At 61.0% G+C, this 15,719-nt stretch carries 14 protein-coding genes; 4 read left to right on the forward strand and 10 right to left on the reverse strand.

Annotated features, from left to right (window positions below; genetic code table 11):
- Nucleotides 1-12: 12 nt before the first annotated feature.
- From radA to katB, 3 genes are all read right to left on the reverse strand, one after another.
- Nucleotides 13-1,380 (reverse strand): DNA repair protein RadA, encoded by a 1,368-nt coding sequence (radA, locus tag PCOSP_RS25100; RefSeq protein WP_024780334.1) that lies wholly within the window; start codon nucleotides 1,378-1,380, stop codon nucleotides 13-15.
- A gap of 91 nt (nucleotides 1,381-1,471) precedes the next feature.
- On the reverse strand, nucleotides 1,472-2,023 hold the full coding sequence (locus PCOSP_RS25105; RefSeq protein WP_464709736.1) for an ankyrin repeat domain-containing protein: 552 nt from the start codon (nucleotides 2,021-2,023) through the stop codon (nucleotides 1,472-1,474).
- 66 nt (nucleotides 2,024-2,089) lie between these two features.
- Nucleotides 2,090-3,631 (reverse strand): catalase KatB, encoded by a 1,542-nt coding sequence (gene katB / locus PCOSP_RS25110; protein ID WP_464709737.1) that lies wholly within the window; start codon nucleotides 3,629-3,631, stop codon nucleotides 2,090-2,092.
- A 280-nt stretch (nucleotides 3,632-3,911) separates the two neighbouring features.
- Here katB and mscL point away from each other — a divergent pair, with 280 nt between their 5' ends.
- On the forward strand, nucleotides 3,912-4,325 hold the full coding sequence (gene mscL / locus PCOSP_RS25115) for a large-conductance mechanosensitive channel protein MscL (RefSeq protein ID WP_175364205.1): 414 nt from the start codon (nucleotides 3,912-3,914) through the stop codon (nucleotides 4,323-4,325).
- A gap of 171 nt (nucleotides 4,326-4,496) precedes the next feature.
- Here mscL and PCOSP_RS25120 read toward each other — a convergent pair whose 3' ends face one another.
- The gene (locus PCOSP_RS25120) at nucleotides 4,497-5,273 is read right to left on the reverse strand and encodes a ferredoxin--NADP reductase (RefSeq protein ID WP_464709738.1); all 777 of its coding nucleotides are present in this window, start codon (nucleotides 5,271-5,273) and stop codon (nucleotides 4,497-4,499) included.
- 291 nt (nucleotides 5,274-5,564) lie between these two features.
- Between PCOSP_RS25120 and PCOSP_RS25125 the strand changes: the two genes are divergently transcribed.
- Nucleotides 5,565-6,278 carry an autoinducer binding domain-containing protein gene (locus PCOSP_RS25125; protein WP_139649311.1) on the forward strand — a complete coding sequence of 238 codons (714 nt, stop codon included), beginning with the start codon at nucleotides 5,565-5,567 and terminating at the stop codon, nucleotides 6,276-6,278.
- Nucleotides 6,279-6,456: 178 nt separating this feature from the next.
- Nucleotides 6,457-7,587, forward strand: coding sequence for a methyltransferase (locus PCOSP_RS25130; protein ID WP_464709739.1), 1,131 nt, complete (start codon nucleotides 6,457-6,459; stop codon nucleotides 7,585-7,587).
- A gap of 37 nt (nucleotides 7,588-7,624) precedes the next feature.
- Here PCOSP_RS25130 and PCOSP_RS25135 read toward each other — a convergent pair whose 3' ends face one another.
- The 3 genes from PCOSP_RS25135 to PCOSP_RS25145 are packed head-to-tail and all read right to left on the reverse strand — an operon-like array spanning nucleotide 7,625 to nucleotide 10,260.
- Nucleotides 7,625-7,789 (reverse strand): DUF2474 domain-containing protein, encoded by a 165-nt coding sequence (locus tag PCOSP_RS25135; RefSeq protein WP_069018334.1) that lies wholly within the window; start codon nucleotides 7,787-7,789, stop codon nucleotides 7,625-7,627.
- Nucleotides 7,790-7,809: 20 nt separating this feature from the next.
- A complete protein-coding gene (cydB, locus tag PCOSP_RS25140; RefSeq protein ID WP_041023280.1) occupies nucleotides 7,810-8,817 on the reverse strand; it encodes a cytochrome d ubiquinol oxidase subunit II in 1,008 nt (335 codons plus the stop codon).
- A gap of 3 nt (nucleotides 8,818-8,820) precedes the next feature.
- The gene (locus tag PCOSP_RS25145; RefSeq protein WP_175386492.1) at nucleotides 8,821-10,260 is read right to left on the reverse strand and encodes a cytochrome ubiquinol oxidase subunit I; all 1,440 of its coding nucleotides are present in this window, start codon (nucleotides 10,258-10,260) and stop codon (nucleotides 8,821-8,823) included.
- Nucleotides 10,261-10,742: 482 nt separating this feature from the next.
- Between PCOSP_RS25145 and PCOSP_RS25150 the strand changes: the two genes are divergently transcribed.
- Nucleotides 10,743-11,993, forward strand: a complete 1,251-nt coding sequence (locus tag PCOSP_RS25150; protein WP_139649305.1) for an MFS transporter — start codon at nucleotides 10,743-10,745, stop codon at nucleotides 11,991-11,993.
- Here PCOSP_RS25150 and PCOSP_RS25155 read toward each other — a convergent pair.
- From PCOSP_RS25155 to PCOSP_RS25165, 3 genes are read right to left on the reverse strand one after another with little or no spacing between them, the layout of a single operon-like run.
- Nucleotides 11,971-14,172, reverse strand: coding sequence for a xanthine dehydrogenase family protein molybdopterin-binding subunit (locus PCOSP_RS25155; RefSeq protein ID WP_464709740.1), 2,202 nt, complete (start codon nucleotides 14,170-14,172; stop codon nucleotides 11,971-11,973). The genes PCOSP_RS25150 and PCOSP_RS25155 overlap by 23 nt on opposite strands.
- Nucleotides 14,169-15,158, reverse strand: coding sequence for an FAD binding domain-containing protein (locus PCOSP_RS25160; RefSeq protein WP_464709741.1), 990 nt, complete (start codon nucleotides 15,156-15,158; stop codon nucleotides 14,169-14,171). The genes PCOSP_RS25155 and PCOSP_RS25160 overlap by 4 nt, the downstream gene beginning before the upstream one ends.
- Nucleotides 15,155-15,679, reverse strand: a complete 525-nt coding sequence (locus PCOSP_RS25165; protein ID WP_139649298.1) for a (2Fe-2S)-binding protein — start codon at nucleotides 15,677-15,679, stop codon at nucleotides 15,155-15,157. Before PCOSP_RS25165 ends, PCOSP_RS25160 begins: the two co-directional genes overlap by 4 nt.
- Nucleotides 15,680-15,719 lie beyond the last annotated feature (40 nt).

The raw sequence follows: 15,719 nt of genomic DNA on the forward strand, positions 1-15,719 counted from the left end.
GCAGCCAACCGGTTACTCGAACAACGCATCCAACGCCTGTTCCAAGCGCGTCACGGCAATGATCTGCAAACCTGCCGGCGCTTCCTTCGGCGCGTTGCCCTTGGGCACGATGGCGCGCTTGAAGCCATGCTTGGCCGCCTCCTTGAGTCGTTCCTGCCCGCTGGGCACCGGTCGGACTTCGCCCGACAGGCCGACTTCACCGAACACCAGCAGATCGTGGGGCAACGGTCGATTGCGCAGGCTGGACATGACCGCCGCCATCAACGCCAGGTCGGACGCGGTTTCCAACACCTTTACCCCGCCCACCACGTTGAGGAAAACGTCCTGGTCGTGGGTAGGAATCCCCCCGTGTCGATGCAGCACGGCCAGCAACATGGCGAGCCGGTTCTGATCCAGCCCCAGGGTGACCCGACGCGGATTCGCCAGGTGGCTGTCATCCACCAGCGCCTGCACCTCCACCAACATCGGTCGAGTGCCTTCCCAGGTTGCCATGACCACGCTGCCCGGTACTTCTTCCTGGGCACGCGTCAGAAAGATCGCAGAAGGATTGGAGACCTCTTTCAAGCCCCTGTCGGTCATGCCGAACACACCCAGCTCGTTCACGGCGCCGAAGCGGTTCTTCACCGCCCGCAACAAACGCAGGCGACCATCGGACTCGCCCTCGAAATACAGCACGGTATCGACCATGTGCTCCAGCACCCGCGGCCCCGCCAGCGCGCCTTCCTTGGTGACGTGGCCCACCAGGAAGATCGCCGTACCGCTCTGCTTGGCGTAACGCACCAGCAACGCCGCGCTTTCGCGCACCTGGGACACTCCGCCGGGCGCCGATTGCAATTGCTCGGTGAAAATCGTCTGGATCGAGTCGATCACCATCACCTTGGGCTTTTCCAGGCGCGCCGTGGCGATGATGGTTTCGATACAGGTCTCGGTCATGACACGCAACTGATCCTGGGGCAGCCCCAGGCGGCGGGCGCGCATGGCGACTTGCTGCTGGGACTCTTCGCCAGTGACGTACAGTGCCGGCATGCGTGTGGCGATGTTGCACAAGGTTTGCAGCAGGATGGTGGATTTGCCGATACCGGGGTCACCGCCGATCAGGACCACCGAGCCGTCCACCAACCCGCCACCCAATACGCGGTCCAGTTCACCGGACGCGGTGGAAAATCGCGGAATCTCCTCGACGCTGACTTCGGCCAGGGTCTTGATCTGCGCCTGCTGGCCGGCCCACCCGGTGCGTCCGGTGGGCGCCGCGGCACCGCCGCTTTCCACCATGGTTTCGGTCAAGGTGTTCCAGGCGCCGCACTCACCGCACTGGCCGGCCCATTTGGGAAAGGTCGAGCCGCACTCGGTGCAGCCGTACATGCGCTTTGCCTTGGCCATCTGAACTCCGGGAGAAAAACCGCGATGATAGCCCAGCTGGTGGCCGGTACGGTTAATTCGAGTGCACGAATCAGGCGCGGGCCACGAGGGTTCAGCGCGGGGCCGGCATTCTGATTTCACCCCGGGCCAGGTCCGTCGCGGTATTGCCCAACGGGTCCTGGGCCTGGAGGTCGGCGCCCTTGGCCTTCAAGGCATCGAGCAGTTCCGTACGCTTGAACAAACCGGCGTACATCGCGGCGGTCTGTCCGGCGCCATTGCGTTGGTCAGGGCTGCAATCAGTGGAGAGCAAGCGCCGGGCAATCTGCACCTCGCCCTTGAAAATGGCGCCCATCAACGCCGTGTTGCCGCGCTTGTCCTGGACACAGGCATCCGCCCCCGCGTCCAGCAGTCGTTCCACCGCCGGGCCATGGCCGTGATAAGCGGCCAGGATCAGGGCCGTGTAGCCCTTCTCATCCTGGGTATTGAGCGAATAATGAGCGCCGATAAAGGCATCGAGCATGGACACGTCACCCCGACGGGCGGCGTCGAAATAATAGCTTTGCAGCTCCTCTTTTACGGCTGCCGGGTCGGTCGGCAAGGCCTGATCGGCTGCCGCCGACAGTGACCCGGTGGCGAGCAGCAAACCCAGGAAATAGCGCTTCATGGTGCCTCCTTTTGACACAGAACTGTGGGAGCAAGCCTTGCTCCCACAGGGCATGTACCTGCCAGATCAGTCGGTCAGTTTTTCCGCCAGCGCCTTGACGCGAGCCAGGTCACCCTTGGCGACACGGGCCACGCCGGTGCCATATTCCGGATCGGCCTTGTAGAGGAACGACAGGATGATGTGCTTGCTCTCGTCATCGGTAGTCGCCAGCGACCCACCGAAGCTTTCGATCAGGTCATTGCGTTCCTTCTGGTTGAACGAGCGGTACAGGTCGCCGGCCTGCTTGAAGTTCTGCTCACGCTGGATCTTCGCCTGCTGGGTGTTGCCGCTCAGCGCGGTCTGGCTGTAGCGGGCCGACTGCAGTTCTTCGCGGGGCATCAGGCGGCTCGGCTGGTAATTCACACCGGTGCTGGTGCTCCCCGGGTTCATCGCGCCGTCCTGGTTACCGGTGTTCACTGCCACCTTGGGGGCGTTGATCGGCAATTGCAGGGCGTTGGCCCCTATCCGGTACATTTGCGTATCGGCATAGGAGAACACCCGCCCCTGCAACAGACGATCCTCCGAAGGCTCGATGCCTGGAACAAGATTGGCCGGAGCCATCGCCACCTGTTCGGTTTCCTGGAAAACATTCGCCGGATTACGGTTCAAGACCATTTGTCCGACTTTACGCTCAGGCACGCCCGGCCAGATCTTGGTGGCATCCAGCGGGTCGAAATCGAACTTGGACAAGTCCTGCGGATTCAGGACCTGGACATACAAGTCCCACTTCGGAAAGTCGCCCTTGTTGATATGACTGACCAAGTCGTTGGTCATGTGGCTGTAATCCTGCCCCTGAACCTTCACAACTTCTTTCGGATCGAGATTTTTCAGACCCTGCAAACTTTTCCAATGAAACTTGACGTAATGGACTTCACCCTTGGCATTCACCAACTTGTAGGCGTGCACGCCATTACCGTCCATTTCACGATAACTGGCCGGGGTACCAGAGTTGGAATACAGCTCCGTCAGAGTTCGCGTTGCCTCGGGTACATGAGAGAAGAAGTCGAAACGACGTGAATCGTCGTCCAGGTTGGTCCGTGGATCGGGTTTGAACGCATGGACCATGTCCGGAAACTTGATGGCATCGCGAATGAAAAAGGTCGGAAAGTTATTCCCCACCAGATCCCAGTTACCGTCGGCCGTATAGAACTTGGTGGCAAAGCCACGGGGGTCACGCAGGGTTTCCGGCGAATGATTGCCGTGCACCACGGCAGAAAAACGCACGAACACGGGAGTGACCTGCCCTGCAGCAAAGACTTTTGCCTTGGTCAAGTCACTGAGGTCATTGGACACCGTGAAGGTGCCATGGGCGCCGGTGCCCCGGGCGTGTACCACACGCTCAGGGATGCGCTCACGGTCGAAACGCTGGAGTTTCTGGATCAGTTGCACGTCCTGCAACAAGGTCGGCCCATTGGGGCCTGCCGTCTGCGAGTTCTGGTTGTCGCCAACGGCCGCCCCGTTGTCGCGGGTCAGGGTGGCAGCGTTGACGGAAAAGGACAGTAGACCAGCGGTCAGCACAAAAAGGGCGCGACGTTGGGGGAAAGTCCCGCCGCCAAGGGAGGTGTTCATAGCATTTCCTCTGATGTTATAGAGCGCATCCATGTGCGCTTGTCAGAGGCTAGTGCTCGAAAAAGCAAAACCTAAATAGAAATGCCATACCGCGTTGATAGAAAAAACCTTGTAGGGAGTCCGATTGAAAACGCGTATCGCGCGCGATTGATGGCACTTTGTAAACTTTTAGCGGGACGCCAGGTCGATAGCTGGAAGCTTTGTAAGTAGACGTGTCGAGCGGGATGCATCTGGCTGAATTACACTGCCAATCAAACTCATCTGTCACAAGGAACAACTCATGGGCATGCTAAGCGAGTTCAAGGCCTTCGCGGTCAAAGGCAATGTCGTCGACATGGCCGTCGGGATCATCATCGGGGCCGCTTTCGGCAAAATCGTTTCGTCATTTGTGGGTGACGTGGTCATGCCTCCCATCGGCCTGCTGATTGGCGGGGTAGACTTCAGCGACCTGGCCATCACCCTCAAGGCTGCCCAAGGTGACGCACCGGCGGTGGTACTGGCCTACGGCAAATTCATCCAGAGCACCATTGACTTCATCATCGTCGCGTTCGCCATCTTCATGGGCGTCAAGGCAATCAACCGGCTCAAGCGTGAAGAGGCCGTAGCCCCAAGTGCGCCGCCGGTGCCGAGCAAGGAAGAACTGCTGCTGAGCGAGATTCGCGATCTGCTCAAGGCCCAGAACGAAAGGCCCTGAGCGGTCTTTGCTGGAGTAGTTCGTCACTGAGCGCTGGCTATCAGCAGCCCTGACTTGGGGCTGCTATGCAGCCCAGCGGGAGCAAGCTCCCTCGCCACGGAATTGGGCTCTATACCATGAGCCAGTGGCCTGTACGGTTAATTCGAGTACACGAATTAGCCACACAGACCCCTACCAATAGTTTTCCACCGCCACCTGGCCCGGCCGCCGGGAAAGGCTCAGCTGCAGGCCCCTGGCCTTGAGCAGCTTGCGCGTGTCATCGATCATCTGCGGATTACCGCACAACATGACCCGCGAATGCTCCGGCGTCAGCGCGACCCCGGCCGCTCGCTCCAACTCGCCATTTTCAAGCAGCGCAGTGATGCGTCCGTTCAGTGCCCCGGGATGCGGCTCCCGGGTCACGGTCGCGATAAAACGAAACTTATGGGCATGCTCGGCCAGGTAATCGCGTCGGCCCAGCCCTTCGATCAGGTCCTGGTACGCCAGCTCCTTGGCCTCGCGAACGCTGTACACGAGGATGATCCGCTCGAACCTTTCCCAGACCTCGAAATCCTGGAGAATCGAAAGAAACGGCGCCACCCCCGTCCCGGTGGACAACAACCATAAATCCCGTCCATCAACGAAGCGGTCCAGCGTCAGGTAACCAAATGCCTGGCGATCCACCAACAGGCTGTCGTCCGGCTTCAAGCGGCTGAGTTCACTGGTGAACTCGCCATTCGGAACGACGATGGAAAAAAATTCGAGAAATTCGTCGAACGGTGAGGACACCATGGAATAGGCCCGCCAGACGGTATCACCGTCCGCCTTGACCACCCCCAGCCGGGCGAACTGACCCGCCCGGAAACGAAAGCCACGGTCCCGGGAGGTACGCAAGGTAAACAGATGGGTGGTCAATGGCTGTGCGTCCAGCAGGGTTTGACGGGTGAATTTCTCTGCGCTGTCGGTCATGAGCCACTCCAAAGGGATGAGGATCACAGTCTCCCGCAAAGTGAGCGCCTTAACCACTGACAATGAGTAGTGGCACTTTAATTACAAGTACCCACTCCCTGTTTGGAACATATACCAAAGCTATACAAATATAAAAGACTTGTAACAGGAACAACGCCTCGGGGCTTTTTCGTAAATACCGCCTGAATTCAGTGAAATTAAAAATTCTAACTACTGCGTAGGAAAAGTCCTACACTGTGCTTTCGCACCAGATTGGATCCACGTAGTTGAACGTCAATCCAGGAGAAGACGATGGACAAGTGGAAGGACTTACAGTTAAGGAAGTTATCTTGCGAAAAAGATCTGCAGACAGCCTATCGTCTGGTCCTTAATTTCTTTAATAATCAAGGGTTTGAATTTTGCGCATTCGTGTCTTATCTCGGTAGCCCGGATAAACACGCCAGCAAAGTGAATCTGAATAATTATCCTTATGGATGGGACAGACTATATGAACAGAATGGTTACGCCTCCTGCGATCCAGTAATAGCACACTGCAATCAATCGCCTCTTCCCATCCTTTGGGACGAAAGCCTTTTTGCCCAGGCACCGAAGTTATGGCTCGAGCTGAATCGACAAGGTCTCAGGTATGGTTGGACACAAGCCGTTCATGACGAACATGGGGGTTATTGCAGTCTGTTCAGCCTCGCTCGGACTCACAGTCCTATCGATATCGAGGAGCATTATGGGAATCTTGGCTACGCCATTTTCGCCAGTCAGAGACTGCATGCGCTGGCGAGCAGGAAAATGACAGACACCACGGCGCCCCTGCAGAAATGCCATCTGTCACCGAGGGAAATAGAAGTACTGAGATGGTCCGCCGAAGGGAAGACCGCATCGGAGGTCGGCAGGATACTGTGCCTTTCCGAACGTACGGTGAATTTCCACGTCTGCAGTTGCATGCGAAAGCTGAACGTCAGCAATAAGATTTCAGCCGTGGCCAAGGCGGCTCACATTCATGTGATCTGATACGGCCCCCCTCGTCGACGTCGAAAACCCTCGGGTAATGCGCAGCAAAAAAAAGTACCATCACGGCCCCACTTGAATGATGTCGCCCTCAGCCCCCCGACGCAGTTCATTCAGGCGGCCCCGCTGAAACACCTGCCTCAGGGCAGCGGGACATTCGTCGATTGCCAGAGTCCCAACCATGCCTTTGCTTGCCAGTCCCTTCGCTCAACTCGATCTGATCCGCCAACCCGAACAGCCGAACGAACCGCTGCAAGCTTTCGATGCGGCCGATGAGTACCTGCTCGCCCACCTGGCCGAGCAACAACCGACTGCAAACACCCGGGCCCTGGTGCTCAATGACAGTTTCGGCGCCCTCGCCGCCAGCCTGGCCGGCCAAGTACAGGTGATCAGCAGCAGCGACTCGTTCCTGGCCCTGCAAGCGCTGCAGAAGAACCTGGTCCGCAACGGGCGTCCCTTCGATGCGGTGCCGACGTTGCCGGCCAGCGCGCCGTTGACCGGGCCCTTTGACCACGTCCTGATCAAAGTGCCGAAGACCCTGGCCCTGCTGGAAGAACAACTGATTCGCCTGCAAGGCCAATTGGCTCCCGACGCCCAGGTGGTCGCTGGCGCGATGGTCAAGCATCTGCCCCGGGCTGCCGGCGACCTGTTGGAGCGTTACATCGGCTCGGTGCAGGCGTCACTGGCGGTGAAAAAGGCTCGCCTGTTGATCGCCACGCCGCAAGCCGTCTCGTCAGCCCCCCAGGTATCCCCCTACCCCACCCGCTACACGCTGGACGAGCCGAAGATTGAATTGCTCAACCACGCCAACGTGTTCTGCCGTGAAGGACTCGATATCGGCACCCGAGCGTTCCTGCCGCATCTGCCAGCCAACCTGGGGACAGCCCAGGTCGCGGACCTGGGATGCGGCAACGGCGTGCTGGCCATTGCCAGCGCCCTGCGCAACCCCGACGCCCGCTACACGTTGGTGGATGAGTCCTTCATGGCCGTGCAATCGGCCACCGAGAATTGGCGAGCCGCCCTGGGCGAGCGCGAGGTCACCGTACGGGCCGGCGATGGTCTGGCCGGGCAACAGGCGCAGTCGCTGGACGTGGTGCTGTGCAACCCACCATTCCATCAACAACAAGTGGTGGGCGATTTCCTGGCCTGGCGGATGTTCCAGCAGGCCCGTGAAGCGCTGGTGGTCGGCGGCGCGCTGTACATCGTCGGCAACCGGCACCTGGGCTATCACAGCAAACTGGCGCGGCTGTTCCGCAGCGTCGAGCAAGTGGCCGCGACCCCGAAGTTCGTGATTCTCAAGGCTCGGAAATAACTGGCGCGGTGGGGGCAACGTTGCTCCCAGCGGCCTATCAATGGGTGGTCAGCCCCGCGGCATTCATGAACATCCGCATCAGGCTGGCGACGATGAACAGCGCCAGCACACTGCCCACCCAGATTCCCGCCAGCCAACCGAGACGCTGCCAGAGCGGCTTGCGTTCGGCGGCTTCGATGTCTTTCAAATCCGGCTTGGCCATTTCACCCCCCCGCTGCTCGATCAATGGTAACCGTCGTCATGGGTCACCTTGCCCCGGAACACGTAGTAGCTCCAGAAGGTGTACACCAGGATCAATGGAATGATGAACAGCGTGCCCACCAGCATGAACCCCTGGCTCTGGGGCGGTGAGGCGGCGTCCCAGATCGAGATGGACGGCGGCACGATGTTCGGCCACAGGCTGATGCCCAGGCCGCTGTAGCCGAGGAATATCAGCACCAGCGTCAAGATGAACGGCGTGTAGTGCGCATTGCGGGCGACCGCGCGGAATAACCCGTACATGGTCACCAATACCAGGATCGGCACCGGCAGGAACCAGAACAGATTCGGCAGGGTGAACCAGCGCGCGGCGATATCGGCATGGGCCAGCGGTGTCCAGAGGCTGACGATGCCGATCACCGCGAGCACCACGAACGCCAGCGGGCGGGCGAGGTCATGCATCTGCTGCTGCAATTTGCCCTCGGTCTTCATGATCAGCCAGGTACACCCGAGCAAGGCGTAGGCTGCGATCAAGGCCAGGCCACAGAACATCGTGAACGGCGTGAACCAGTCCAGGGAACCGCCGGCGAACTGGCGATTGACCACCTGGAACCCGTCGATGAACGCGCCCAGCGCCACGCCCTGGAAGAAAGTGGCCGTCAGCGACCCACCAATGAACGCCTTGTCCCAGAGATGCCGTTTCTCGGCCTTGGCCTTGAAGCGGAACTCGAAGGCGACACCGCGAAAGATCAGGCCGATGAGCATCAGGATCAATGGCAGGTACAGCGCCGACAGCACCACCGAGTAGGCCAGCGGAAACGCCCCGAACAGACCGGCACCGCCCAGCACCAGCCAGGTTTCATTACCGTCCCAGACCGGCGCCACGGTATTCATCATCACGTCGCGGTCCCGCTCGCCCTTGATGAAGGGGAAGAGAATGCCGATCCCCAGGTCGAAACCGTCCATGATCACGTACATCATGATGCCGAAGATGATGACCACGGCCCAGATCAGCGGAAGATCAATACCCATGACTCAATTCCCCTTGTTCGAGCGGTCGTTGTGGTCCATCTCTTCGTCGCCCTCGTTGGCGGCCGACAATGGCCGCGCCGGGGTACGTTTCTGGCCCGGGCCGCCATCGGTCGGCTCGGCCTCGTGGGCCACCGGCCCCTTGCGCACCAGGCGCATCATGTAACTCAGACCGGCACCGAACAGTGCGAAATAGACCACGACGAACAGCACCAGGGTGATGCTCATCTGAGCGAAGCTATGCCCGGACGACGCATCGGCCGTGCGCATCAGGCCGTAGACCACCCACGGCTGGCGACCGATCTCGGTGGTGAACCAGCCAGCCAGGATCGCGACCAGGCCGGACGGGCCCATCCACAGCACCAGATGGAGGAACGGTCGTGATTGATAGAGCCGGCCGTTGCGGCGCAACCAGAGGCTGCACAGGCCGGTGAAAATCATCAACAGCCCCAGGCCCACCATGACCCGGAACGACCAGAACACGATGGTCGAATTCGGACGGTCTTCAGGCGGGAACTCCTTGAGGGCCGGTACCTGTTTGTCCAGGCTGTGGGTCAGGATCAGGCTGCCCAGGTAAGGAATCTCCACGGCGAAGCGGGTTTTCTCCGCCTTCATGTCCGGCAGGCCGAACAGGATCAGCGGCGTAGGCTCGTTGCCGACGTTTTCCCAGTGACCTTCAATGGCCGCGATCTTCGCCGGCTGATGCTTGAGGGTGTTAAGCCCGTGGAAGTCGCCAATGACTGCCTGTATCGGCGCCACCACCAAGGCCATCCACATCGCCATCGACAGCATGCGGCGGATGGCCGGGTTGTCGCGCCCACGCAGCAGATGCCAGGCCGCCGATGAGCCGACAAAGAACGCCGTGGCGACAAACGCCGCGGTGGACATGTGCAGCAGGCGATAGGGAAACGAAGGGTTGAAGACCACCGCCAGCCAGTCCACCGGGATGACCCGGCCGTCGACGATTTCATAGCCCTGGGGCGTCTGCATCCAGCTGTTGGAAGACAGGATCCAGAACGTCGAGATCAGCGTGCCGATCGCCACCATGACCGTGGAAAAGAAGTGCAGGCCTCGGCCGACACGACTCCAGCCAAACAACATCACACCGAGGAAGCCCGCTTCGAGGAAGAACGCCGTGAGCACCTCGTAGGTCAGCAGAGGCCCGGTGACGGCGCCGGCGAAGTCCGAGAAGCGGCTCCAGTTGGTGCCGAACTGATAGGCCATCACCAACCCGGACACCACCCCCATGCCGAAGTTGACGGCAAATATCTTCGACCAGAAGTGGTACAGATCGCGGTACGTATCGTCGCGGGTCTTGAGCCACAAGCCTTCGAGCACCGCCAGGTAACTCGCCAGGCCAATGGTGATAGCCGGGAACAGGATGTGGAACGAGATCGTGAATGCGAACTGGATCCGGGCGAGATCGAGCGCCTCCAAACCGAACATAAGTCTTCCTCTATCAGGTAAAACCGGCTGCGGGTGGGGCCTGCATCACGTCCCCTCGGATATGGAGTGCGATGCCTTTCAAATCGTTCTTTTTAAAACCGTCACGACGCAGGTATCTGGCCAAGTGGCCGCCAGGCCAACGCCCGGACGGGTGTTGATCTGGATCAAGCAATGTTCAAAGAGTAGTCGCATTCCTGCCGATGAACGGCGTGGTCTTTTGTCGCGTGACAGGTTGACTCAGTGGCTGGCAACGCTGTTTCAGCTTGGCTGAGCTACAAATCTGTGGGAGCAAGGCTTGCCCGCGATGCAGGCACCTCGGTCTCGGGGGTACTTCGAACAGCATCGCGAGCAAGCTTTGCTCCCACAAGAAATTCGCTGCTCCACCATAGATCGATGTTTGGCTAACTATTTTTCCGCTGGTCGCAACTTCCGGTTACAGCTCGGTGATAATCTCAATGCCTTCATCACTGGACCCGTCATCGATGCCCAGCCAAGCGCCAATGCTGCTCCGCCACCACCGCCCCTTCATCGCCTTCTGGCTGGCCCGGATATTCACCGCCAGCGGTTTTCAGATGCTCACCGTCGCCATCGGCTGGAACCTCTATCAACTGACCGGCAACGTCCTGGACCTGGGGCTCGTCGGGCTGGTGGAGTTCGCGCCGCGGGTGCTGTTCATGTTGCACACCGGGCATGTGGCGGACCGCTATGACCGGCGCAAAGTCGCGGCCCTCTGCCAGTCGTTGCAGGCGATGATCGCCCTGGCCCTGGCGATCGGCAGCGCTACCGACAACGTCACGCGGGAGATGATCTTCATCCTCGCCTTCCTGCTGGGCGCGGCCCGCTCCTTTGAAATGCCGACCACCCAGGCGCTGCTGCCGAGCATCGTGCCGGCCACGCTGTTTCCCCGTGCCGTGGCCGCCGCACAATCGGCCCAACAATCGGCGACCATCGTTGCCCCGGCCCTCGGCGGCCTGCTGTATGCCTTCGGCAGTGTCTGGGTCTATGGACCGACCGTGGTGCTCTACCTCATCGCCTGCAGCCTGATGCTCAACCTGCCCGCTCGCCAGACGCCGCTGAACAAAGGCAAGGCGACCCTGGATTCATTGCTGGCCGGGATTCGTTTCATCCGCAGCCGCCCGGACATTCTTGGCGCCATTTCCCTGGATCTGTTCGCGGTCCTGCTGGGCGGCGCGACGGCGCTGCTGCCGGTGTTCGCCAAGGACATCCTGCTCACCGGCCCCTGGGGCCTGGGCCTGTTGCGCTCGGCCCCGGCGGTCGGTGCCCTGCTGATGTCACTGTGGCTGGCGCGGTTCGCCGTGGAACGCAAGGTGGGCCGGGTGATGTTCACCGCCGTGGGCGTGTTCGGCGTTGCCACCATTGCGTTCGGTCTCTCCACGTCGTTCTGGTTTTCCCTGGCGGTGCTGGTGGTCCTGGGCGCGGCGGACATGATCAGCATGGTGATCCGCGCGTCCTTCGTGCAATTGGAAACACCGGATGAGATGCGGGGCCGGGTCAGCGCGGTGAACGGGCTGTTCATCGGCGCATCGAACCAGTTGGGCGAATTCGAATCCGGCCTGACCGCCCACTGGTTCGGCACCGTGCCGGCGGTGGTCATGGGCGGTGTCGGTACGCTGTTGGTGACCGGGGCCTGGATCAAACTGTTCCCGACCCTGGCCAACCGCGACCGGATGCATGAGCCGGTGGGCGACGCTAAAGCAGCTTATCCAGGGTGATGGGAAAGTCCCGGACCCGCTTGCCGGTGGCGTGATAAATCGCGTTGGCCACGGCCGCTGCCACGCCAACGACACCGATTTCACCGACGCCCTTGGAGCCCAGTGCATTCACGATGTCGTCCGGTTCCTCGACGAAAACCACATCGATGTCACCGATGTCGGCGTTCACTGGCACATGGTACTCGGCCAGGTTGTGGTTCATGTGGCGCCCCAGGACATGGTCGGTCAGGGTCTCTTCATGCAACGCCATACCGACGCCCCAGACCACGCCACCGAGGATCTGGCTACGGGCGGTTTTCGGGTTGATCACCCTTCCTGCCGCAATGGCACTGACCACCCGATTGACCTTCACCGTCCCCAAGTCCTCGTCCACCCAGACCTCGACGAACACTGCCGAATGCGTGGCGGTGGCATAGGCCTGGCGCTTCTTGTCCGGCTCGGAAGTCACCTGGACCTGTAACGGCGTTTCACCACTGTTCTGCGCCAGCTCCGCCAACGACACGCAGGCATCGCCCAGGCGCAACTGACCATCGGCAAACGCCACTTGCTCAAGTGTCGCGCCGCTGAAGGCCGGACAGGTCTGCCGGGCCACAGCCAGCAGTTTTTCCTTCAGGGCTTCACACGCCTGCTGCACTGCGGTTCCCACCGACGAGACGGTGAACGAGCCGCCTTGCAGCGGCGCGGTAGGCAGGGACGAATCGCCCAGGATGAAACTGACATTTTCCAGGGCAACCCCTGACGCCTCGGCGGCGATCTGAGTCATGACCGTGTAGGTGCCAGTGCCAATGTCCGTGGTGGCGCTGCTGACGGTCAGCTTGCCATCCGCCGCCAGCGACGCCTGGGCGCTGGCCTTCTGCTGCATCGCTTCCCAGACACCGCCCGCCATGCCCCAGCCCACCAGTTGCCGGCCTGTGCGCATGCTGCGCGGCTCCGGATTGCGCTTGTCCCAGCCGAAACGCCGGGCGCCCTCGGCGTAGCATTCGCGCAGCGCCTTGCTTGAGTACGGCTTGCCTTCGTTCTCGTTACGCTCGGCATAGTTGATCAACCGCAACTGGAGCGGATCGATCGCCAGGGCACAGGCCAGCTCGTCCATGGCGCACTCCAGGCCGATCAGCCCGAGGGCTGCACCGGGCGCGCGCATGTCCAGCGGTGTGTAGACATCCAGCGGTACTAGTTTGTAGGTCAACGCCACGTTGTCGCAGTGATAGAGCATGCCGCTCCACTCCACCACGTGCTCGGTGAAGTCTTCAAAGCGCGACGTCTGGCCGATGGCAGTGTGCGCCACGGCCAGCAACCGTCCATTAGCGGCAGCGCCCAATTGCAGGCGCTGGAAGGTTCGCGGCCGATAACCAAAGGTAAACATTTGCTGGCGCGTCAGGCTGACCCGTATCGAGCGCTTGAGTGCCAGCGCGGCCATCACCGCCAGGGGCAGCTGGTATTGCGGCCTCAGACCGGAGCCGAAGGCACCGCCGACAAACGCGGCGAATACGCGCACCTGCTCTTTCGCGAGCCCGAACACCTTTTGCACGTAGGACTGGCAGTTTTGCGTGCCCTGGGTCTTGTCATGGATGTGCAGGCTGCCGTCAGGTTGATACAACACGGTGCTGGCGTGGGGCTCCATCGGGTTGTGATGCTCCACCGGCGTGCTGTAGGACACATCCACATTGATCGCGGAGCTGGCGTACTCACCCTGAAAATTCCCACGAGGCTTGGGCAGTTCAGCCGGTGCCGTATGGGCTTCGTTTTGCAGGACGGTCAGATCGGTCTGATGGTCCTGGGCTTCATATTCGATTTCAATGAGTGAACCGGCGTATCGGGCCAGTTCGAGATTTTCCGCAACCACCAGGGCCAGCGGCTGGCCACTGTAGAGTACCTGGTCGTTGTACAAGGGCCGGAACGGCGAGCCGTCCGCGGCGTCGGCATCCTGGTAGGGCTCGTCATAGCTGGCGATTTTGGGCCGGTTGGTATGGTCGATCACCGCGACCACACCAGGCAATGCCAGGGCTTGGGAGGCATTGATTCGCACCACTCGGCCACGGGCGACGGTGCCGGACACGACGCTGCCGTGCAACAGTCCGTCCTCGGGATATTCCCCCGCATAGCGGGCCTGGCCTATCACCTTGAGCAGGCCATCGACCCGGTCCAGCGGCTGCCCTATGGGTTTGTTCGGTGCATTCATCTGGCTTCTCCTCCCAGTGCGGCATCGCTCAAGGCGCGAATGATCGCCCGGCGCGCCAGCCTGACCTTGAAGCCGTTGTGTGCCAACGGCTCAGCATGCTGCAACAGCGCATCGGCGGCGGCCGTGAAGGTTTCGCGGCTGACGGTCTTGCCAGCCAGCCAACTCTCCACGGCCCGGTCGCGCCAGGGTTTGTGGGCCACGCCACCCAAGGCCAGGCGCGCCTGGCGGATGACCGGCCCATCCAGCTCCAGCGCTGCCGCCACGGAAACCAGCGCAAACGCGTAGGAAGCCCGGTCACGAACCTTCAGGTAATGGCTGTGTTCGGCAAAACCGGCGTCAGGCAACTCGATGGCGGTGATCAGCTCATCATCGGCCAATTGATTGTCCCGCTCCGGTGCATCGCCGGGCAGGCGGTGGAAGTCTGCGAACTCGATAGTCCGTGCCCCGCCTCGACCGAGGACATGGACCACCGCCTCGAGGGCGGCCAGCGCGACACACATGTCGGAAGGGTGGGTCGCCACGCAATGGTCGCTGGCGCCAAAAATCGCGTGGTTCCGGTTCAAGCCGTCCCGCGCCGGACATCCACTGCCGGGTCGGCGCTTGTTGCAGGGCACGTTGGCGTCATAGAAGTAATAACAGCGAGTGCGTTGCAGCAGGTTGCCACCGGTGCTGGCCATGTTGCGCAGCTGCGGCGAGGCGCCCGCCAGGATCGCCTGGGACAACAGCGGATAGCGACGTTCGATCCACGGATGCCAGGCCAGATCGGCATTGCTCACCAAAGCACCGATCATCACGCCGCCGGAAGGCGTTTCACTGAGGTCCGCCAGGGGCAGGCCGGTAATGTCGATCAGGTGTGCGGGACGGGTGAGGTTTTCTTTCATCAGGTCCAGCAGGTTGGTACCGCCGGCGATGAAGCGTGACGTGGGGCTCGACAAGTCGATGGCCGCCTGCACAGTGTCGGGCTTGCTGTAATGGAAGGGGTTCATTGGTCATCCCCCTGCTGCTGGCATTGCGGCAGTGCTTCTTCGATGGCGTCACGAATGTTGTTGTAGGCGCCGCATCGACACAGGTTGCCACTCATCAGCTCGCTGATTTCTGCGCTGCTCTGCGCCCTCCCCTCGTTGATCAGCCCCACCGCCGAACAGATCTGCCCAGGTGTGCAGTATCCGCACTGGAAGGCATCGTGCTTGATGAACGCCTGCTGCAGGGGATGCAATCGATCGCCATCGGCCAAGCCTTCAATGGTGGTCAGCTCGACGCCGTCGCACATCACCGCCAAGGTCAGGCACGCGTTGATGCGCTTGCCATCGCGCAGCACGGTACATGCACCGCATTGGCCGTGGTCACAGCCCTTCTTGCTGCCCACCAGGTCCAACTGCTCGCGCAACAGGTCCAGCAGCGTAGTCCAGGGCAACACCTGCAACTCACGCACTTGCCCATTGAGAGTCAGACGGATCGGATGACGGACGAAGGACGCCTGCGTCGCTTCGGACAGGGTCGCGCTCATGGAACACCTCACGGTTGGTCGTACACGCGGCGTTTTGGAA

The sequence above is a fragment of the Pseudomonas sp. MAFF 730105 genome (genome assembly GCF_055380705.1).